Origin of the sequence: Tenacibaculum aestuariivivum (assembly GCF_964507685.1) — a bacterium.
Taxonomy (GTDB): Bacteria; Bacteroidota; Bacteroidia; order Flavobacteriales; family Flavobacteriaceae; genus Polaribacter; species Polaribacter aestuariivivum.
Window position 1 is genome coordinate 87,000 of the sequence record NZ_OZ208414.1, and the last position, 21,464, is coordinate 108,463.

Here is a 21,464-nt window from a genome sequence, read left to right on the forward strand (position 1 = left end):
AGACTTATTTTTGAGTAATTTTTACCTTTTCTTTGTCTAATAAATAAGATTCGTTTTTACTATTATCAAGTAAAACAGTGGTAAGTTCTAATAATTTATCTTTAGCGTATAAATTAATGATGCCTTTAGAAATGCATTGTTCTAAAAATGGATAAATATTTTCTTTTTTTATTTTTAATTGATAAATAAAAAAGCCATCAGTAAAATGTTTTCTTATTGCTAAAAGTTTTGCATCCTGCTTTTTTAATTTTTTAAGTTGTTTTTTTTGTTTATTTTTTCCATTTAAAACATTTACAAGTCCGCTCAAGCTAACAGATACTCCTGATTGAAAATTGATAGTTTTAGTATTTTTTTGTTTTGTGCTATTAGCAAAAGGTAAGTTTAGTGTTTTAGCATTTACAATAGGCGCATTATGTAATAATACATCTTCATCAATATCAAAAATACCTTTTCGTTTTTTTAAAACAACTTCGTCAAGTATATAAAATTTGCTATTCAAATAAATATTAATTAGTTTTAAGTTTAAATCCTTTTTAGTAATAATATATTCTTTGTATTTAAAATTTAAATGTGAAATAATTAAAATATCTCCTTTTTGTGCAATAATTTCAAAATGACCATTTTTATCAGAAACTGAGCCAATATTTAATTGTGTATTAATAACATGCACATCTTGTACCTTTAAACTATCTACATAAATGTAACCTGAAATAATTTTAGGGCTATTTTGAGCAGTACCAATTAGTGATGTAATACTGAGTATTAAAAACAAGAACTTTTTCATATTACAAAGAAACTACCTAGTAGTCTTAAAAATGTTTTAAAAGAATGGTAATTTTTTGTTAATTTGATGTATGAAAAATATTATAATTGCAAGTACGTCAACTATTCACGGAAGTGGATATTTAGAGTATATATTACCTACACTTTCCGTTTTTTTTAAAAAAGCAAATACTATTTTATTTATACCTTATGCTAGGCCAGGTGGAATTAGTTACGATGAATACACAAACATTGCTAGAAAAGCTTTTATTAAAATTGATAAAAAAATAAAGGGTATTCATGAGTTTGATAATCCTTTAAAAGCGTTACAAGAATCCGAAGCTATTTTTACAGGAGGAGGTAATACATTTGAATTGGTAAATCAATTATATAAAAATAAAGTAATTGACACTTTAAAAGAAGTTATTGAAAACGGAACACCTTATTTTGGTACAAGTGCAGGTAGTAATATTTGTGGAGTTAGTATGATGAACACAAATGATATGCCTATAGTGTATCCGCCAAGTTTTACAACTTTAGGTGTTATACCTTTTAATATAAATGCACATTATTTAGACCCTATAAAAAATTCTACTCATATGGGGGAAACTCGAGAAACTAGAATAAAGGAATACCATATATTTAACAATACTTCTGTTTTAGGATTAAGAGAGGGTAGTTGGTTAGCTGTAAATGGAACTTTAATAACTTTAAAAGGAAACTTATCGGCGCGTTTGTTTCAAAAAGATATGCTTCCTACAGAGTTAATTACTGGTAATGAAATAAGTACTTTATTTAAATAAACTATAATAAATAGTAATTTATACTTGTTAATAATTATTTTTTTGGAAAAAAATATGTACAAAAAATTTGAATCAGAAAGGTTATTGTTAATACCAACTTTAGAGCAGGATGCCGAATTAATTTATCAATTAATGAATACTCCAAAGTTTCTTAAATATGTAGGAGATAGAAAGCTTTATTCAGTTAAAGCTGCAGAAAAGTATATTCAAGAAAAAATGATTCCACAATTAAATACGCATGGATACTCTAATTACTCCTTGATAAAAAAAACGGATGGTACAAAAGTTGGTACCTGTGGATTGTACGACAGAAAAGGGTTAGCAGGGGTTGATATAGGTTTTGGTCTTTTACCTCAATATGAAAGGTTAGGTTATGCGCACGAGGCAGCATGTAGGTTAATGCAAGCAGCTATAGATGAATTTCAAATTGAACAAATAATTGCGATAACATCAAAAGATAATATTTCTTCTCAAAAGCTTTTAGAAAAATTAGGACTAGAAATAGTAGGTGTAACAACTTTACCAAATAATAAAGAGGAGTTATTACTTTATAAATTAAAAACTATTTAATTTAAATAAAGAAAACTAAATTCATAAACAAAAAACTTCAAACATATGTTTGAAGTTTTTTGTTTATGAATTTCTTCTACTACAAGCAAGTAATGTATTTTTAAGTAACATTGCTATAGTCATTGGACCTACACCTCCAGGAACTGGAGTTATAAAAGCAGATTTTTTAGAAACACCATTAAAATCAACATCACCAACTAAACGAAACCCTCTTTTTTTAGAAGAATCAGCTACACGAGTAATTCCTACATCAATTACAGTTACATCATCTTTAACCATGTCAGCTTTCAAAAATTCAGGAATACCCAAAGCAGCAATAATAATATCAGCTTTTAAAGTTATTTCTTTTAAATTTTTTGTTCTACTATGTGTTAAAGTAACCGTAGCATTACCAACTTTTCTTTTTTGAGATAATAAAATACTCATTGGGCTACCAACAATATGGCTACGACCAATAACAACTACATGCTTACCTGAAGTTTCTACCTTATAACGATCTAATAATTCTAAAATACCAAAAGGTGTTGCAGATATGAAAGTGGGTAAGTTTAAAGCCATTTTACCAACATTAGTAGGATGAAAACCATCCACATCTTTGTTAGGGTTTATGGCCATAAGTACTTTTTGTTCGTTAATATGATCAGGTAGTGGAAGTTGTACTATAAAACCATCAACATCATTATCAATATTTAAAATAGCAATTTCATTTAATAACTCTTCTTCAGTAGTTTCTTTTGGTAATCTAATTAAAGAAGATTCAAAACCTACACGATCACAAGCCTTAACTTTTGCGTTAACATAAGTTAAACTTGCACCATCACTACCTACTATAACGGCAGCTAAGTGTGGTACTTTTTTATCCTGATTTTTTAACTCTAATACATCAAGCGCAATTTCTTCTTTAATATCTGCTGATGTTTTTTTACCGTCTAATAAAATCATTTTGTACTGTATTGTTGTTAATAGTTATGTTTAAAAAAAGAAAAAGCAATAAATTTAATTGTTGTATATAAATTAATACCTTATTTCATGTTTTTCATCATTTGCATCATCTTTTTTCCGCCACCACCTTGCATCATTTTCATCATCTTACTCATTTGGTTAAACTGTTTCATTAACTGATTTATTTCTTGTACCGAGGTACCAGAACCTTTTGCAATTCTTTTTTTACGACTTGCATTTATTGAAGCGGGTGTACTTCTTTCGAAAGGAGTCATAGACTGTATAATTGCTTCAATACCTGTAAAAGCACCTTCATCAATATCAACATCTTTTAAAGCTTTACCAGCTCCAGGTATCATTCCGACTAAATCTTTCATGCTACCCATCTTTTTGATTTGTTGTATTTGACTTAAAAAGTCATCAAAACCAAATTGATCTTTCGCTATTTTTTTCTGTAATTTTCTAGCTTCATTTTCATCGTATTGCTCTTGTGCACGTTCTACTAATGAGATAACATCTCCCATTCCTAAAATACGATCGGCCATACGATCAGGATGAAATACATCAATAGCATCCATCTTTTCACCAGTTCCAATAAATTTAATAGGTTTATTTACAACTGATTTTATAGATAACGCAGCTCCACCACGTGTATCACCATCTAATTTAGTAAGTACTACACCATCAAAGTTTAAAATATCATTAAAAGCCTTTGCTGTATTTACAGCATCTTGCCCAGTCATAGAATCTACAACAAACAATGTTTCTTGTGGGTTTACGGCTTTATGAATATTTGAAATTTCATTCATCATTTCCTCATCAACAGCTAAACGACCAGCAGTATCAATAATAACTACATTTTTACCGTTTGCTTTTGCATGCTTAATTGCATTTAAAGAAATTTCAATAGGATTTTTATTTTCTACCTCAGCATATACCTCAACACCAATTTGTTCTCCAACAACTTGTAATTGATTAATAGCTGCCGGACGATACACATCACAACCAACTAATAAAACCTCTTTAGATTTTTTAGTTTTTAAGAAATTAGCCAATTTACCAGAAAAAGTAGTTTTACCAGATCCTTGTAAACCAGACATTAAAATTATACTAAGCGAGCCACCTAAATTAATACCAACAGTATCTCCACCCATTAAATCAGTTAATTCGTCTTTAACCAATTTAACCATTAATTGCCCAGGGTTTAACGTTGTTAAAACGTCTTGTCCTATAGCTTTTTGTTGTACTCTTTTAGTAAATTCCTTAGCTATTTTAAAGTTAACATCGGCATCTAATAAAGCTCTACGAACTTCTTTTAGTGTTTCAGCAACATTAACTTCAGTAATTTTTCCGTGTCCTTTAAGCGTATGTAACGCTTTATCTAACTTTTCACTTAAATTATTAAACATGTATCGGCTTCATTTTTAGTGCCACAAATATAATAATTTAGTTGTAAGGAATATCGTTTTTTATAAGCAGTTTATTTGATTCTTTTATTTTTAAATGATAAAAACTAAAATTGGTTTATCTTTTTACAATAATTTAGCAGTATGTACTATTAATTAGTAGTTATTTCTCACTTTTCGTACTCGCTTTTTTTAAGAAAAAAAAATAACCTTCAAACAAACGCTTAAGTCGGAACTATAATTTTATATTAAAAAAAGTAATATTATTTATTTTTTTGGTATAAAACTTAAAGCAGTACCATTAATACAATGGCGCATACCCGTTGTTTTTTTAGGGCCATCATTAAATAAATGCCCTAAATGTCCGCCACAAGTATTGCACTTTAACTCGGTACGAGCATACCCAATTTTATAATCAACATCTAAGGCTATATTTTTGGTAATAGCTCTGTCAAAAGCAGGCCAACCAGAACCAGAATTATATTTATGGACCGATTTATACAAAGGTGTTTTACAAGCCGCACAAACATAAATACCTTTTTTATAGTTATCATTTAAAAAACTTGAATTTCGTTGTTCTGTACCAGCTTCTCTAAGAACATAGTATTGTTTATTTGTTAAAAGTATTTTCCATTCCTGTGCTGTTTTTGAAACTTTATATATTTTTTTATTTTGAGCGTTTACAGAATAATTAATAAATATTGTTAAAATGAAAGGGAATATAATTTTAGTCATGTTATTATTCAATAATAAAGTTTACTATATTAGTAATTACTTTTTGGTTATAAAGTATTTTAGAGTGCCCTAATCCTTTTGTAATTAAAAGCGTTCCTTTATTTAGGTTTTGACGAATATTTATAGCACAACTTACACAAACATCAGCATCATTTGCATCATGAACAACTAAAGTAGGAATGTTTATTTTTTTAGCAACAATACTAGATGAGTGCATATCAATATCTCTATTCCATTGTACATCAAAAATATTTTTCATTTTAATAGCAACCATAGGTTTAACTTTTAAGTTTTTGGTAAAATTGAGTATTACTTCAGAAATGATATCAGCTGCACCAACTGTTATTAATTTTTTTATTTTAAAATTAGTGGCAACACTATTGTATAAACACATACCTCCAAATGAATGCCCTATAGCAGCTTCAAAAGGACCATATTTTTTGTCAATTACGTTAATTACTTCTAAAAATTCAGGCATTGTAGTTGCTTTTCCTGATGATTTTCCATGTGCAGGACCGTCAAAAGAAATAACCATATATCCTTTCTCTAAAAGTTTATCAGCAATCATATACAATTGAGTGCCTCTACCAGCCCAACCGTGTACTAGTAATACTTTTTTTTTAGAATACCCGTAAGATAAAACTTCGATGTTTTTAGATATCGACGGTATATTTAAAGTTTTTTTCTGAGCACTTTTAAACATTATCTGCTCTCTTTTAGGCATTGATAATTTTACAGGAGTACTAAAAATTTTAGTTCCTATTTTTGCAGTTAATTGAGTAGAAAAAAACTCTAAACCTCTTACTAAAAATATAATATATTTAGGTATTGCTATGGTTCGAGGCTGTTTTGTAGAATTTTTAAAATTCATAAATTTTATTTTTAAGATAAGGATATGTTTTTGTAAGTTTAAAGATAAAATAAGTTTAATACTTTTGTGACATTATTTATTATAATGTGTCATATTTAACAATAACCAAAATTAAATAAAAAGATGAAAAAAATTATAGCCTTAGCAATTGTAGCCGTATTTTTAGTACAATGTAGTACTGTTCCAATTACAGGAAGAAAACGACTTAATTTTGTGAGTGATGCACAAGTTTTACCTGCAAGTTTTGCACAATATAAAGGTTTTTTAGAAGAAAATAAATTATCGACAGATGTATCTAAATCAAATCAAATAAAAAGAGTTGGTAAAAATATTTCTTCGGCAGTAGATCGTTTTATGAGAGCAAACGGAATGACGGCAGAGGCAAACTCATATCAATGGGAGTTTAATTTAGTAGAAGATAATACTGTAAATGCTTGGTGTATGCCTGGTGGAAAAGTAGTTTTTTATACAGGTATTTTACCTATTTGTGCTAATGAAGACGGTATTGCTGCAGTTATGGGGCATGAAGTTGCACACGCGTTTGCAAAACATGGTCAAGAGCGAATGTCTACAGGTCAGTTACAACAATTAGGAGGTGCGGCAGTAGCTTTAGGAACGGCTAATAGTAAAAATGCACAAGCTTTTAACATGGCATATGGTTTAGGAACACAAGTAGGGTTAATGCTACCTTTTAGTAGAAATCATGAAACAGAAGCTGATAAATTAGGTTTAGTATTTATGATTATGGCAGGTTATAATGGAAAAGAAGCTGCAGAGGTTTGGGTTAGAATGAGTCAAAAATCAAATGGAGCTTCTCAGCCGGAGTTTATGAGTACACACCCATCAAACCAATCACGTATTCAAACTCTAAGAGCTTATTTACCTGAAGCAAAAAAATTAGCAGCTAAATTTAATGTATCAGTTAAAAAATAGTAACATAAGTTATTTATATTGCGAACCGTTCATAATTATGAACGGTTTTTTTATTTATAAGAAATATGTACAAAAGAGGAGATAAAAAGTTAATTAATGCTTGGGCATTTTATGATTGGGCAAATTCGGTATATTCATTAGTCATTAGTACGGCAGTTTTTCCGTTATATTACAGTGCGGTAACTAAAGGTAAAACAGTTCGTTTTTTAGGAATGGAGTGGGAGCATCCTGATAGTTTGTATAGTTACGCTTTATCATTTTCATTTTTAGTAGTAGCCTTTATTTCTCCTATTTTATCTGGTATTGCAGATTATACAGGAAGCAAAAAGAAATTTATGAAGTTTTTTTGTTGGATGGGTGGTTTATCTGTAATAGGATTATCCTTTTTTAAAGGTATTGATACTGTTTGGATAGGTATTTTATTTACTGTTTTAGCAAGTATTGGTTTTTGGGCAAGTTGGGTGTTTTATAATGCTTATTTACCTGAAGTAGCTTTACCTGAACAACAAGATAAAGCAAGTGCAAAAGGCTTTATGTACGGTTATGTAGGTTCGGTAATATTATTGATTATCAATTTAATAATGATTCAAAAGCCTGATTTATTTGGAATTACAACAGGTATGGCTTCTCGTATTTCTTTTGTTATGGTTGGTTTTTGGTGGATTGGTTTCGCACAGATTACGTTTAGAAAATTACCAAATGATATTTATAACAAACAGCCTGATAATGATTATATATGGAAAGGATACAGAGAGTTAAAAACGGTATATAAAGAGGTGTTAAATTACCCTACCTTAAAACGTTTTTTAATATCATTTTTCTTTTTAAGTATTGGGGTTCAAACCATTATTTTAATGGCTGCTATTTTTGGTTCATCAGAATTAGGTTTATCAACCTTTAATATGATTCTTACTATTTTACTAGTTCAAATAGTTGCTATTTTAGGTGCTTATATTTTTTCTAGAATTTCTGGTAAATTCGGAAATATTACGGCTTTAAAAATTACAATTATTATTTGGATGATTGTCTGTTTTTTTGCTTTTTCATTAGATAAATCACAAGAAAACGTGGCAATGTATTTTTACGGATTAGGAGCTTTGTTAGGCTTGGTGCAGGGAGCGATACAAACATTAACCCGTTCTACATATTCTAAATTATTACCAGAAACAGAAGATACCGCAACGTATTTTAGCTTTTATGATGTTACTGAAAAAATAGCTATCGTTCTAGGAACTTCTGTTTATGGAGTATTATATGCTATTACAGATTCAATGCAATGGTCTGTATTATGCTTAGCAATTTTCTTTTTAGCTTCGTTACTAGTGTTAAGTACTATGAAAAAAACTAAGTATGTGGTTTAATTTTAAACTTTCATATCGTCAAAAATATTTTCAGGATGAATATATCGGTTTATTTTTTTGCTAATGATAATTTGAAGATGTGATTATAGATAATCTAAAAGGAGTATAAATAATTATTGGGGTAATTCTTAAAAGTTAGGAAGACAAATAAAAGTGATCATTTTTCGACTAACAGGATGCCTAAATTCTATTTTTTCAGCATGTAAATGTAATCTATTTGCTGTTGTTCCGTATAAATCATCACCAATAATAGCAGTATTTAAACCTAAATTATGAGCTGCATGAACTCGTAATTGATGTGTACGTCCTGTAATTGGATAAAAATATACTCTTGTTTTTCCGTTTTTTACATCAATAATTTCCCATTTAGTTTGTGCTTGTTTTCCATGAGTATTACAAACTAACTGTTTTGGGCGGTCTTCTAAATTAACTCTTAATGGCAAGTTTATTTCGCCTGATTTTTTTGATAATATTCCATCAAGTACGGCAACATATCGTTTTTTAATGGTTCTATTTGTGAATTGAGCTTGTAATGTTTTATAGATATCGATATTTTTAGCTATCAATAAAATTCCAGAAGTAGACATATCTAAACGATGTACAACCAAATAATTTGCATTTTTTCTTTGGATGCGATGTTCTACGGAATCTTCAATTATTTTTCCAGCTACGGATAATAATTCTGCTGGTTTATTGATAACGAGTAAGTAATCATCTTCAAAAATAATTTCTATTTCTTTTTTAGATTGAAGCTGCGCTATTAAAGGATTTTCATTAACAATTAATCCTTTAAGCATATGATTTAAAATAGGTTTGCATTTACCAGTACATGCCGAGTAATAATTTTTATGCTTTCGAACTGAACTACCTAAAGATTTACCCCACCAAAATTCTGCCATACAAATAGGATTGAGTTTATTTAAAAAAGCATATTGTAATAATTTTGGAGCGCAGCAATCGCCTGAACCAGCAGGTATATTTTGTTTTGAATTTTTAAAAATAGTAATTAAATTTTCTAATTCGTTTTTAGCATTTAAAAACTTATATTGATCAAAAATTTCTTGCTGTCCTATTATTGAAAGTTCTTTTCGTTGTTCTTTTAATTGCTTTATTTGTTGCTGAAAATTAATATATTCTTTTTCTAAATACAAGGTTTTAGATTCTAAATAAATTTCATACTCACGTACATAAAACTCTTCATTAATATTTTGCTGATTATCTTGTTTTGATAGTTCTTTTCTTAATTTTCGCCGTTGCTTAATTTTATATTTTTCTTTGCTTATTAAATTTTTATTTAATAATTTACTTTCAATATAAGCTTTTTGAGTATTTAAGTACTGCGTACTATTTTCTAAAGAAGCAATTTTGGAGTTAATTAAGTTACGTTTTTCTTCCATTTTAAAAAACACTCCATCTTTACATAAAACATCATATACAGGCGGTACAAAATGTTTATGTTGTGTGTTCTCTGCTATTTTTCCAGAAAAAGCAGCTAAATAACCTAGTTGATTTTTATTATTTTTAACAACCAATACACCAAACATTTTACCTATAGCATTTTTGGTATTAGTATTTTTTATTCCAAAATTATGATGAAAATCAGTTTGACTTTTTAAATATTCTTGTAGTTCTTTAGCGGCTATTTTTGCTAATGTACTTGGAGTGTAATTATGAGGGTAATCAAATTTATTAGGTAACGGAATTGTGTTTACTTTACTAGTAAACGGAATAAATTTAGTCATATTTATTTAAAAGAAAAGTGTTGTAAAAACAACACTTTATAAAATTAACAGTTATAAATCTTGTCGTATAAATCTTTATAGATTTCTTTAATAACTTTACGCTTCATTTTCATGGTAGGAGTAAGGTGACCACCCTCTATAGACCATTCATCAGCAGTTAATTCAAATCTTTTTATGGTTTCCCATTTTCCAAAATGTGAGTTACAAATAGTGACTTCTTCTTGAATACGATCAATTACTTTTGGGTTACTAATTAGTTCTTCATTAGTAGTTAGGTTAAGTTTATGTCTTTGTGCCCATTCTCTAACAAAAGCAAAATTTGGTTGAATAAAAGCGGCAGCCATTTTTTCACCTTCACCAATTACCATTACCTGTTCTATAAAACGAGATTGTTTTAATTCTCCTTCTAATAATGGTGGAACAATATATTTACCTCCTGATGTTTTAAACATCTCTTTAGTACGTCCTGTTATTGTTAAAAAGCCATCAGCATCCATTTCACCTATATCACCAGTATGAAAGTACCCATTTTTTAAAACCTCAGCAGTTTTTATTGGATCTTTGTAGTAACCTAACATTACATTAGGTCCTTTTACTAAAATTTCACCATTATCGTCAAATTTTAATTCTATTCCATCAAGTACTTTACCAACTGTACCTATTTTAAAACCATTGTTTCTAACATCGTTTACAGTAATAACAGGTGATGTTTCTGTAAGACCATAACCTTCCATAACAGGCATACCTGCAGCAGTAAAAATTCTTGTTAAACGAGGTTGTAAAGCAGCAGAACCAGAAACCATTAATTTTAATTCTCCTCCTAAAGCAGCTTGCCATTTAGTGAAAATTAATTTACGGGCAATACTTAGCTTTTTTTCATACCACCATCCGTTTGCTCCATATGGTTCGTATTTAAGTCCTAAATCAATTGCCCAAAAGAATAACTTCTTTTTTATACCTGTTAAATCAGTTCCTTTAGCATATATTTTGTCGTATATTTTCTCATATAATCTAGGTACCGCAGTCATTACATGAGGTTTAATCTCCTGAGCATTTTCACTTAATTTATCAATAGCTTCTGCAAAGTAAATTGAAACACCGCAGTATTGATATATATATAATATCATACGTTCAAAAATATGGCAAACAGGTAAAAAGCTCAAACCTCGTTCTTGACCATAAATTAAAGGAACTCTTTTTTCACTAGCTAATACATCTGAAACAATATTTCCATGAGAAAGCATTACTCCTTTAGGTTTTCCTGTGGTACCAGAAGTATAAATTAAGGTAGCTAAACTATCAGAGGTAACTGCATTTTTTCTAGCTTCAACTTCATTTTGATTACTGGTATCTTTACCAAGCTCTAAAATTTCGTTCCAACTTCTTTCATTTGTAATATCATCAAAAGTAAAAATGTCTTTAAGTTTAGTTTTTCCTTTAATTTGATTTAATTTTTCTAATATAATTTCATCAGAAACAATGCAGTATATAGCTTCTGAATGATTTAAAACATATTCATAATCTTCTTTAGAAATAGTTGGGTAAATAGGAACGTTTTGTGCTCCTGTTTGTAAAATACCAATGTCGCAAATATTCCATTCTGTTCGGTTATTTGTTGAAATTATGGCAATTTTATCATTAGGTTGTATACCTAAACGCAATAAACCTCTACTAATAGTATTTGCTTTGTCAATATATTCTGTTGTTGATATTGATTCCCAACTACCATTGTATTTGGTTGTAAAAGCTTTTTCTAAATTATAAGTTTCTTGTTGATAATAAGGAAAATCAAAAAGACGGGTTATTTCAATTGACATAAGATTTTTTTTTACGTATTGCAAATTAGGTAAAATAGATTGATTTTACAACTTTAATCTTAGCTATTGATTTACTGGGTGTTATCTTTTTTAGGTGATTATTCTTGTGTTTTTAGTACTTTTTTTATTATATTTTTAATGATATATTCTCGAATGAGAGTTTAATTTTTATTCATCACAATATATATTAAAAAAACCTCTACTGATTTATAATATCAATAGAGTTTTTTTAGTTAAAGTATTGTACTTTTATATTTAAAATATAAAGTTTTTTACGAGTTTAAAAAGTTTTTTAAATCATTGTAAGTACTTATTTTAAAAGACTTTTTTTCTTTATTCATTACTGATTTAATTTGTTCAGGAATAGCTACGCTAACATTTAAAGTTTCTTCTACAACATCTAAAAATTTAACAGGATGTGCAGTTTCTAAGAAAATACATAATGCATCTTCATTTGTTTTTTGATACTCTTTAGCTCCTAAATAACCAACAGCTCCATGAGGGTCGGCAATATATCCACTGTTTTTATAAATAAGTTTCATAGCTTCACGAGTTTCATCATCAGAAAAAGAATATGACGAAAAAGTGTTTTTTAAAGCTTCAATATTGTTTGCAAATATTTCTTGAATACGGATAAAATTACTAGGGTTTCCAACATCCATAGCATTTGAAATAGTTGCTTTTGATGGTTTGGGAGTATAAATACCATCTTTTAAATAATTAGGAACAGTATCATTAATATTTGTTGAAGCAACGAAATGTTTAATCGGTAATCCTAATTTTTGCGCCATCATTCCTGCACAAATATTTCCAAAATTACCGCTTGGTACAGAAAATACAACATCTTTTTGTTGTTTGTGTACTTGCTTGTAAGCTAAGAAAAAGTAAAACATTTGTGGTAACCAACGAGCAACGTTAATTGAATTCGCAGAGGTTAGAGTACGGTTAATATTAGCATCTAAAAAGGCTGTTTTTACCATGTCTTGACAATCATCAAAAACACCATCAACCTCTAAAGCAGTAATATTTTTACCTAGAGTTGTTAGTTGTTTTTCTTGTACATTACTTACTTTTCCGCTCGGATATAAAATAACAACATTTACACCTTTTACATCTAAAAAACCATCAGCAACAGCACCACCAGTATCACCAGAAGTTGCTACTAATACAGTAAGTTGGTCGTTATTATTTCTATTAAAATAACCTAAACAGCGTGCCATAAAACGAGCGCCAACATCTTTAAAAGCCATCGTAGGACCATGAAAAAGCTCTAAAGTTGCTACATTATCTTCTACAGAAACAACAGGGAAATCAAAAGAAAGTGTTTCTTTAATAATATTATGTAAAACATTCTTAGGAATTTCATCACCAACAAATTGTTTAATAGCTTCGTAAGCAATTTCTTCGTTAGAATAGTTGTCAATATTTTTGATAAAATCAGAAGAAAGTGGTGTTATGCTTTCAGGAAAATACAAACCTCTATCAGGAGCTAATCCGTTAACAACAGCATCTTGAAAACTAACGTTTGGCGATTTTTTATTAAGACTATAATAGTTCATTTTTATTTTTTTAATATCATTTTAAATCAAACAAAATTACTTTGTTTATTTACGATAACGTTATTTTATTTAGTTTCTAAAATTTTAATTCCCTCAGTATTTATTTTTGATGAAAATAAAGTGAAGTCAATATTTTTATCAGCATAAGCATTTTGGATGGCTTTATGTACTTTTTTAACAGTATCATCACCTTTACATAAAGCAAAAATAGTAGGGCCAGAGCCAGATATACCAGCACCTAAAGCACCTGCTTTAATGGCTTCGCTTTTAACTAAATCAAAATGAGGAATTAAGTGTTTACGAGCAGGTTCAACAATTACATCAGTTAATGAATTACTGATTAATTGATAATCATTAGAATATAAACCACTTACTAATCCGCCAACATTTGCCCATTGAGTAACGGCATTTTTTAAAGATACGTTATCAGGTAAAACTTCACGAGCATCTTTAGTTTTTACTTCAATTTGTGGATGTATAGCTACTAATCGTAATTCGCTAGGTACAGGTAATTTGATTATTTCTAAAGGTTCATAACTTCTAATAAGTACAAAACCTCCATAAACTGCTGCTGAAACATTATCAGCAATTGGAGTACCGCAAGCAGCAGCTTCACCTATCATAGAGAATTTTGTTAACTCTAATGTAGAAAAAGGCTTGTTTAGCAGTTCGTTTACACCAAAAGCAGCACCAGCTGAACTTGCTGCACTACTACCTAATCCGCTTCCTGGAGAAAAACCTTTATGCATTGTTATTTCAATACCAAAATCAACAGGATGTTTTTCTAGCATTGCCAAAGCAACAACTCCTGCAGCATTTTTTTTTGGATCAAAACTTAAACCATCAGCACCTGTAATTGCTGTTATTTTTACGCCTTTTTCTGCTGTTTTAGTAAAAGTCATTTCATCGCCCATGGTATCTACGGCTAATCCCATAGAATCGAATCCGCAAGAAACATTAGCAACGGTTGCTGGAGCAAATATTTTTATATATTCCATCTTTTTTTGCAATTTAAATCAACTAAAAAACAATAATAATCATTTTTTAGTTGATGTGTTTGTCTGATTTTTTATTCAGATAAAAATAATATTAACGATTTCCTATACGGATTACATCAGCAAAAATACCAGAAGCAGTAACATCTGCACCAGCTCCAGCACCTTTTATTAATAAAGGATTTACAGGATATCTATCAGTAAAAAATAACACAATATTATCACTTCCTTCTAAATTGTAAAAAGGATGATCGGCAGGAATATGTTGTAAACCTACCTTGGCTTTGCCATTAGCAAATTCAGCTACATATTTTAAACGACAGTTTTTATCGTTAGCCTCTTTAAAAATATTTTTAAAATGAGCTTCAAATTCTGTTAAACTAGCGTAAAAATCATCATTATTAGTCGTGTTTAAACTTTTTTCAGGTAAAAAAGCATTATTATCAATATCAGATAATTCTAATTCATAACCACTTTCACGAGCTAATATTAATATTTTTCGAGCAACATCAACACCGCTTAAATCAATTTTCGGGTCTGGTTCAGTATATCCTTCTTTTTGAGCTTGAGCAACAACATTATGAAAAGTAGTATTTTCATTAAAGTTATTAAAAACAAAATTTAAACTTCCTGATAATACAGCTTGTATTTTTTGAACTCTATCACCAGAAGCAATTAAGTTTTTAAGTGTGTCTATAACTGGTAAACCTGCGCCAACATTGGTTTCAAATAAAAATGGTGCATTATATTTTCTAGAAACAGCTTTTAATGTTTTGTAGTTTTCTAAGCTAGATGCACAAGCTATTTTATTACAAGTAACTACGGCAATACTATTGCGTAAATACTGTTCATATATTTCAGATACCTTCTGATTAGCAGTGTTATCTACAAAAACAGCATTACGTAGATTATAATTTTTTGTTTTATTGAAAAAATCATCTAAAGTAGCAGGTTCTCCGTTATTTAATGCTTCTTTCCAGTTATTTAAATCAATACCATTGGTATTAAAAATCATTTTTTTAGAATTCGCAAGTCCAACAACACGAATTTTCATTTTTAAATGCTCTTTTAGGTATTTTTTTTGTTGATTTATTTGCGCTAAAAAACGCTCTCCAACATTACCAACACCTGTAACAAATAAATTAAGTTGTTTTATTTTTTCTTCAAAAAATTGTTCATGTAAAGTATTTAACCCTTTTTTAGCATCTTTACTGTCAATTACTGCAGATATATTTTTTTGTGAAGCTCCTTGTGCGATTGCTCTAATATTTACATTATTTTTACCTAAAGCGCTAAACATTTGACCACTTAAACCTTGGTGATTTTTCATGTTATCGCCAACTAAAGCTAAAATAGCTAAACCTTGTTCAACTATAACCGGTTTTATTTTTTTTCGCTCTATTTCAATTTCAAAAGCATCATTAATAGCTTTAGTTGCTTTTTTCGCATCTTCATCATAAATACCAATGCAAATAGAATGTTCTGATGAGGCTTGGGTAATTAAAACCACGCTTATATTTTGGTTTGAAAGTGTTTCAAATAAGCGTTTTGAAATACCCGATACACCAATCATTCCGGCACCTTCTAAGGTTAATAAAGTAATATTTTCAATATGGCTAATTCCTTTTACAAGGTTGGTACTTTTTACATTTTTTGCAATTAAAGTACCTGGATTATTAGGTTCAAAGGTGTTTTTGATAACAATAGGAATTTCCTTTTCTAAAGCAGGTTGTATGGTAGGCGGATAAATAACTTTTGCACCAAAGTGTGATAATTCCATAGCTTCTTGATATGAAATTTCAGGTATTGGAAAGGCTTGTTTTACAATACTTGGATTTGCAGTGTACATACCGCTAACATCTGTCCAAATTTGTAATTCGTTTACTTGTAAAGCAGCAGCATATATAGCAGCGGTATAATCTGAGCCACCTCTACCTAAAGTTGTTGTTAAACCATTTTCTGATTTAGAAATAAAACCAGGTAAAATAGTAACTTGATGAGTATTGTTATCAAAGTAGTTTTTACAATTATTATTGGTCAGCATAAAGTTTACCTGTGCCTTGTCAAAAACGTTTGAAGTTATAATAAGATCACGACTATCTTTATAGGTAGCGTTTAAGGTATTTTTGGCTACCTCTGAAATTATATAAGACGACAATAACTCTCCAAACCCGCTTATGGTTGCCATTGCCTTTGGTGTAGCTTCTTTTAATAAAAAACAACCTTCAAGTAAAGTTTGTAGTTGATTTAATAAGGTGTTTACGTTTTGTTGAACTTTAGGTTTAGATTGATTATTTACTAAATCATCAATAACTTGTGTATGATGATTGGTTATTTCTTTGAAAAGTATTTTATAGTCATTATCATTATCTGCAGCTTTATTAGCCGCAGCTATTAACTGGTTGGTAGTTTTTCCAAAGGCAGATACAACAATAGCTACTTTTTCTTTAGCTGAAGCAGTTGAAATTATTTGAATTACTTTTTGTATGTTTTGGCTATTAGCGACTGATGAGCCACCGAATTTTAAAATTTTCATCTTAAAAAAATGTTTTTAATGTTTTAATAATAGAATAAAAAATATAAGTTGTTATTTGTCTGTTTTTCAGGTTTTTGAAAAATATAAATAGATACGGAACGATATGTAGAAAAATAACCCCTAAAGGGTAATAATAATTGTAGAAATAATAGTGCCAACAGTAATTATCGTAGGAGCTACGATAGGTAAAGAAATGCTATTTTTTTTATTGTTTAACACGGTGTCAAATGTAAACTTTTTTTTAAAATAAACTATATCTTTTATCTTTTTTTATCCAAAAAATATTTAATTCCCTATTAAATATACCCAATGATTATCCTCTTTACAGAAAGAAGAATTCTCTTTTATGCTGTTAATTTTATCATTTTCTTTAAAAAATGCTTCAAATATTACATTTCCTGTAATATCGTAAGCTGTACCTTTACTTGTATTGATGATTTTTAATTTTATCCACTCAACAGATTTTGTCCAAACTAAAATTTCTTTATTTTCTTCTTTTGATGGGCGAGTACTTGTATGATGACTTTTTTGTAAATAATCAACATTAGCTAATGCAAAGGCACTATAACGAGACCTCATTAATTGTTCAGCAGTTACAACATTTTGAATGTTTTTATGTGCTATTTCACAACAATCAGCATAATTTTTATTAGGATTACAAGGGCATTTCATGCTATTATTAATTTAAGGGAGTATTTTTTGTATCAATTCTAAAACAACGTTCTTTTCCTAAAAATAGTGGGTTTCCATGTTTTTCAGACCAAAATCCATCTAAAATATCTTTAGAAATACATTTGTAAACCACAACTCCTTTATAAGTATTGTTATCTTCTCCTTTATAGTTAAAATTGATAACTAATATATTATCATTAAAAAAACCTGAACCAGTTTGTTCTTGTTCATTATTGATTAACCATTTAGCAACTATTCGATTATTAATATCAAGTTGTAAAGAAAGTACACCCTTATAAGAATCCTCTTGAGCATTTTGATTGTTACCGATTATAGTATAATTACCCACTAAGTTTTGTATTGTCATAAAAATATCAAAAAAACAAAATTACGTTATTTTCAAAAATTTTAAAAATCTATAAAAAAAATCCGCAGTAAAAATTTACTACGGATTTTCTTATCAAAATATAAACTGAAAATTTTATTTTTTCTTATACCTTAATTTACCAATTTCAATTTGAATAGCTGTTCTTGCTAAAATTGTAAAAATAAGTGCCCCCATTGCCCAAATACCTAAAGTAACACCAATTTCTATTCCGGTAGGTGTGTATTCTGCTATTTTGCCGTAAGGACCTGGGATAAATCCAGGAACAATTAAACCAAAACCTTTTTCAATCCAAATAGCAATAAATAAAATACTACAAGCAAAAAATAGTACTTTAAAATTATTACGGAGTTTATGAAAAGTTAATAAAACGGTAGCTAAAACATTTAAGGCAATTGCCGTCCAAATCCATGGTAATAAGGCAGTTTTTCCATCTAATCCGAAAAATAAATAATAGGCGCTTTCACTATGATGTGTTGGTGCATAAAATTCTTTGAATAATTCAGAAACTAACATAATTAAGTTAATCTGAGCAGCAACAGTAACTACTAAAGCTAATTTTTTAATAGTTTTATCTTCAATTTTAAACTCGGTATAAGTTCTAATAATTGCTAACACTAAAATAATTAATGCAGGACCAGCTGCAAAAGCAGATGCTAAAAAACGAGGTCCTAATAATGCGGTATTCCAAAAAGGTTTAGCTTGTAAACCTTGATATAAAAAGGCAGTTACTAAGTGAATACCAACAGCCCAAAAAACAGAAATTATAGCACCTGGTAAATACACACTTTTCTTAGATTCTTTTCCTTGATAATGCCTAAATAAAATATAAAACGGAATACTAATATTGATAAATAAATAGCCATTTAAAGCAATAACATCCCAAGTTAACATTGAGTTTGGAAAGTTAAAAACGCCAATAATGGGCATCATATGCCATAAAACAGCAGGACCTCCCATATCGGCAACCACAAAAGCCAAACACATTATTAATGCGGCAACGGCTAAACCTTCGCCTATAAGTACGGCTTGTTTAAAATCGACATCTTTTAAAACATAGGTTGGCATTACTAGCATAACGGCTGCGGCAGCAACTCCAACTAAAAAGGTGAAATTAGAAATATATAATCCCCAACTTACACGGTCTGTCATTCCAGTAACACTCAATCCATGTTCTAATTGAATCGAATAACAATACATTCCAACTAACATTATTAAGGTTAAAAAAGCCATCCATAAATGATACTTTTTAGAACCATGAGTAATAATATCTAGACTGTCTTTAATTAAACTTGTAAAAACTTTAAGTCTTTTCATTTTATTTTTTATTATAACGCTTAGTATATCTATTATTTAGGGCGTTTCCCAAAAGGGTCGGGCTTTGCGTTAAATCTTTTTAAAATTTTATATTTATGTATTAAGTACTTATTAATACGTTTTTTACATACATTTAAATAGCTTGCTTATCTATTAAAAATTTTAAAAAGGATACCACTGCAATCCCTAACGCAAAAGAAATTAATCCATAAAATACCAGAATTTAGGTTCTGTACCTAAATCTTCTTTTAATCTGAATACTTTTTTATTTTCTAATACCCAACGAATGGTACTGTTAGGATCTAACAAGTTTCCGAAAATACGTGCACCGGTAGGACAAGCCTCAACACAAGCTGGATTTTTACCAGCTCTAGAACGTTGTACACAAAAAGTACATTTTTCCATCACCCCTTTTTTACGCATTCTATTTCCTAAATAATGCTGATTTTTGTTTACCTCAGCTTCCGGAACCTCTGGTTTACTCCAGTTAAAACGACGACCATCATAAGGGCAAGCAGCCATACAATATCTACAACCAACACACCAATCGTAATCAACTACCACAATACCATCTTCTTCTCGCCAAGTAGCTTGAACAGGGCAAACTTCTACACAAGGCGGATTATCACAATGAAAACATTGCGTTCCCATATAAAAATGACCTTCAGCAGGAACTTCATGATAATAATTATCATCAGCTTCATTAAAATTAAAACCTTTTCCGTCTTTCATTTCATGAATACGGATATATTCCATTTGCGAATTTCTATCTTGATTATTTTCTTCTACACAAGCGCTTACACAATCCATATATCCCTGACATTTAGAAATATTGAAAGCATACCCAAATAACACATCTTCTTCGGCATTTTTAGAAGACATACTCACGTTTTTACCTGTACGTAATTGATAAGAACGAACTAATCTATCAACGGTGGCATTTTTTTCTTTGTCATCCATCAATTTATAGTTTCCTTTAAATTGCTCTTCCCAATCTATTTGTGCTTTTTCTTTTAATTCATCACTAGAAACAACACTTGTACATGATGAAACTGCGCCTGCACCAATTAATAAACTAGCGGTTAGTTTTTTAAAGGCAGATCTACGATCCATTTTTACATCAAAAACCTGATCAAAACCATCTTTATGACGCTCATCACCAATAGAAGCATTTACAGCGGCTTCAAAAAACGCATCATTGCTTATTTCTTCTTCCGATACTTTTTTCTTTTCTTTTTTTGAACTGTGAGAATTACATCCTCCAGAAGTACTACCACAACCACATCCACCACTTGAAGATTCTTGTTTAGTTGTACTGTTTAAATTCAACCTAAAATATTTTCCAATTCCATTCATATATTCTTTGCTATAAAATCGTTAATATCAAAATCAAAAAAATAAATTGATATTAATGAAATGTTAGGTTATTTACGTTCTTTCTCTATTTGGGTATTAAATCTTGCGGGCCATTTTGTATCAAAACCTGGCGAATGCGGATTATGACAATTCACACAAGTCATCGATGCTCTTGGAGGTGCCCAACTACCAATTCGTTTACCATGTGCGCCACCTGTCCAATCTTTATATTGTTTTTGATGACATTGGCTACATAATTTATAACTGTTATTAAAATCAATAGAATGCCCTGTTATACTTTTAAGATTATCCATATTGTTTCCATTATGGCAGGTTGTACAGCTCATTGTATTTGCATCAGCATGATTTAATTTAATATTCCAATGTGCTTTTTTTAGGTCTTTTTCTTGCATTTCTTGCAAGGGTTTACTGTGACATTCGGTACAAGCGTATGATTTTATAGCGCCTTTTCTATCAGGAATAGAAAAGGTAATTCCATTTTCTGTTACTTCAACTAACTTTAAGTTTGCAGTATATTTTTCTGATGAAATAGACGTTCCTTTATAGTGTTTGCTTTTGGCTTCAATTTTATCGGTAACGCTATGATATTCGTCTTCTTTATGTTTACATGAAGTGATTATCAATAAAAAAACGATTCCTAAAAACCAACCTTGTTTTATGTAATTTTTGTGTTTCATTATT

The 21,464-nt window shown here is 29.6% G+C and carries 19 protein-coding genes; 4 read left to right on the plus strand and 15 right to left on the minus strand.

The features are described 5' to 3' along the window. Positions 1-4: 4 nt before the first annotated feature. On the minus strand, positions 5-784 hold the full coding sequence (locus tag ACN5J4_RS00345; protein WP_418650180.1) for a hypothetical protein: 780 nt from the start codon (positions 782-784) through the stop codon (positions 5-7). 70 nt (positions 785-854) lie between these two features. Here ACN5J4_RS00345 and pepE point away from each other — a divergent pair, with 70 nt between their 5' ends. Then, on the plus strand, positions 855-1,565 hold the full coding sequence (gene pepE, locus ACN5J4_RS00350) for a dipeptidase PepE (protein ID WP_418650181.1): 711 nt from the start codon (positions 855-857) through the stop codon (positions 1,563-1,565). Positions 1,566-1,619: 54 nt separating this feature from the next. Further along, positions 1,620-2,135 (plus strand): GNAT family N-acetyltransferase, encoded by a 516-nt coding sequence (locus ACN5J4_RS00355; RefSeq protein WP_418650182.1) that lies wholly within the window; start codon positions 1,620-1,622, stop codon positions 2,133-2,135. Positions 2,136-2,198: 63 nt separating this feature from the next. Here ACN5J4_RS00355 and ACN5J4_RS00360 read toward each other — a convergent pair whose 3' ends face one another. From ACN5J4_RS00360 to ACN5J4_RS00375, 4 genes are all read right to left on the minus strand, one after another. Beyond that, positions 2,199-3,077 carry a bifunctional 5,10-methylenetetrahydrofolate dehydrogenase/5,10-methenyltetrahydrofolate cyclohydrolase gene (locus ACN5J4_RS00360; protein ID WP_418650183.1) on the minus strand — a complete coding sequence of 293 codons (879 nt, stop codon included), beginning with the start codon at positions 3,075-3,077 and terminating at the stop codon, positions 2,199-2,201. An 80-nt stretch (positions 3,078-3,157) separates the two neighbouring features. Next, positions 3,158-4,486, minus strand: coding sequence for a signal recognition particle protein (gene ffh, locus ACN5J4_RS00365; RefSeq protein ID WP_418650184.1), 1,329 nt, complete (start codon positions 4,484-4,486; stop codon positions 3,158-3,160). Positions 4,487-4,750: 264 nt separating this feature from the next. After that, positions 4,751-5,218: a peptide-methionine (R)-S-oxide reductase MsrB gene (msrB, locus tag ACN5J4_RS00370; protein WP_418650185.1), complete on the minus strand. Its 468-nt coding sequence runs from the start codon at positions 5,216-5,218 to the stop codon at positions 4,751-4,753. Positions 5,219-5,222: 4 nt separating this feature from the next. After that, positions 5,223-6,089, minus strand: coding sequence for an alpha/beta fold hydrolase (locus ACN5J4_RS00375; RefSeq protein WP_418650186.1), 867 nt, complete (start codon positions 6,087-6,089; stop codon positions 5,223-5,225). A gap of 123 nt (positions 6,090-6,212) precedes the next feature. Between ACN5J4_RS00375 and ACN5J4_RS00380 the strand changes: the two genes are divergently transcribed. Both ACN5J4_RS00380 and ACN5J4_RS00385 read left to right on the plus strand, forming a co-directional pair. Then, a complete protein-coding gene (locus ACN5J4_RS00380; protein ID WP_418650187.1) occupies positions 6,213-7,022 on the plus strand; it encodes a M48 family metallopeptidase in 810 nt (269 codons plus the stop codon). 65 nt (positions 7,023-7,087) lie between these two features. Further along, positions 7,088-8,383 (plus strand): MFS transporter, encoded by a 1,296-nt coding sequence (locus ACN5J4_RS00385; protein WP_418650188.1) that lies wholly within the window; start codon positions 7,088-7,090, stop codon positions 8,381-8,383. 128 nt (positions 8,384-8,511) lie between these two features. Here the strand turns inward: ACN5J4_RS00385 and ACN5J4_RS00390 are convergent, their stop codons facing one another. From ACN5J4_RS00390 to ACN5J4_RS00435, 10 genes are all read right to left on the minus strand, one after another. After that, complete coding sequence (locus ACN5J4_RS00390; protein ID WP_418650189.1) at positions 8,512-10,125, minus strand: pseudouridine synthase; 1,614 nt, start codon at positions 10,123-10,125, stop codon at positions 8,512-8,514. Positions 10,126-10,169: 44 nt separating this feature from the next. After that, positions 10,170-11,942, minus strand: a complete 1,773-nt coding sequence (locus ACN5J4_RS00395) for an AMP-dependent synthetase/ligase (protein ID WP_418650190.1) — start codon at positions 11,940-11,942, stop codon at positions 10,170-10,172. A gap of 272 nt (positions 11,943-12,214) precedes the next feature. Next, complete coding sequence (gene thrC, locus ACN5J4_RS00400) at positions 12,215-13,501, minus strand: threonine synthase (protein WP_418650191.1); 1,287 nt, start codon at positions 13,499-13,501, stop codon at positions 12,215-12,217. Between the two features lie 65 nt (positions 13,502-13,566). Beyond that, complete coding sequence (locus ACN5J4_RS00405) at positions 13,567-14,499, minus strand: homoserine kinase (RefSeq protein ID WP_418650192.1); 933 nt, start codon at positions 14,497-14,499, stop codon at positions 13,567-13,569. Positions 14,500-14,590: 91 nt separating this feature from the next. Continuing rightward, entirely contained in the window at positions 14,591-17,032 is a 2,442-nt protein-coding gene (gene thrA, locus ACN5J4_RS00410; protein ID WP_418650193.1) for a bifunctional aspartate kinase/homoserine dehydrogenase I, read from the minus strand. 285 nt (positions 17,033-17,317) lie between these two features. After that, positions 17,318-17,704: a YchJ family protein gene (locus ACN5J4_RS00415; RefSeq protein WP_418650194.1), complete on the minus strand. Its 387-nt coding sequence runs from the start codon at positions 17,702-17,704 to the stop codon at positions 17,318-17,320. A gap of 7 nt (positions 17,705-17,711) precedes the next feature. Next, positions 17,712-18,071: a hypothetical protein gene (locus tag ACN5J4_RS00420; RefSeq protein ID WP_418650195.1), complete on the minus strand. Its 360-nt coding sequence runs from the start codon at positions 18,069-18,071 to the stop codon at positions 17,712-17,714. Positions 18,072-18,185: 114 nt separating this feature from the next. Then, the gene (dsrP, locus tag ACN5J4_RS00425) at positions 18,186-19,406 is read right to left on the minus strand and encodes a sulfate reduction electron transfer complex DsrMKJOP subunit DsrP (RefSeq protein WP_418650196.1); all 1,221 of its coding nucleotides are present in this window, start codon (positions 19,404-19,406) and stop codon (positions 18,186-18,188) included. Between the two features lie 201 nt (positions 19,407-19,607). Next, positions 19,608-20,762: a 4Fe-4S dicluster domain-containing protein gene (locus tag ACN5J4_RS00430; protein ID WP_418650197.1), complete on the minus strand. Its 1,155-nt coding sequence runs from the start codon at positions 20,760-20,762 to the stop codon at positions 19,608-19,610. A gap of 68 nt (positions 20,763-20,830) precedes the next feature. Continuing rightward, complete coding sequence (locus ACN5J4_RS00435) at positions 20,831-21,460, minus strand: cytochrome c3 family protein (RefSeq protein ID WP_418650198.1); 630 nt, start codon at positions 21,458-21,460, stop codon at positions 20,831-20,833. Between the last annotated feature and the right edge of the window lie 4 nt (positions 21,461-21,464).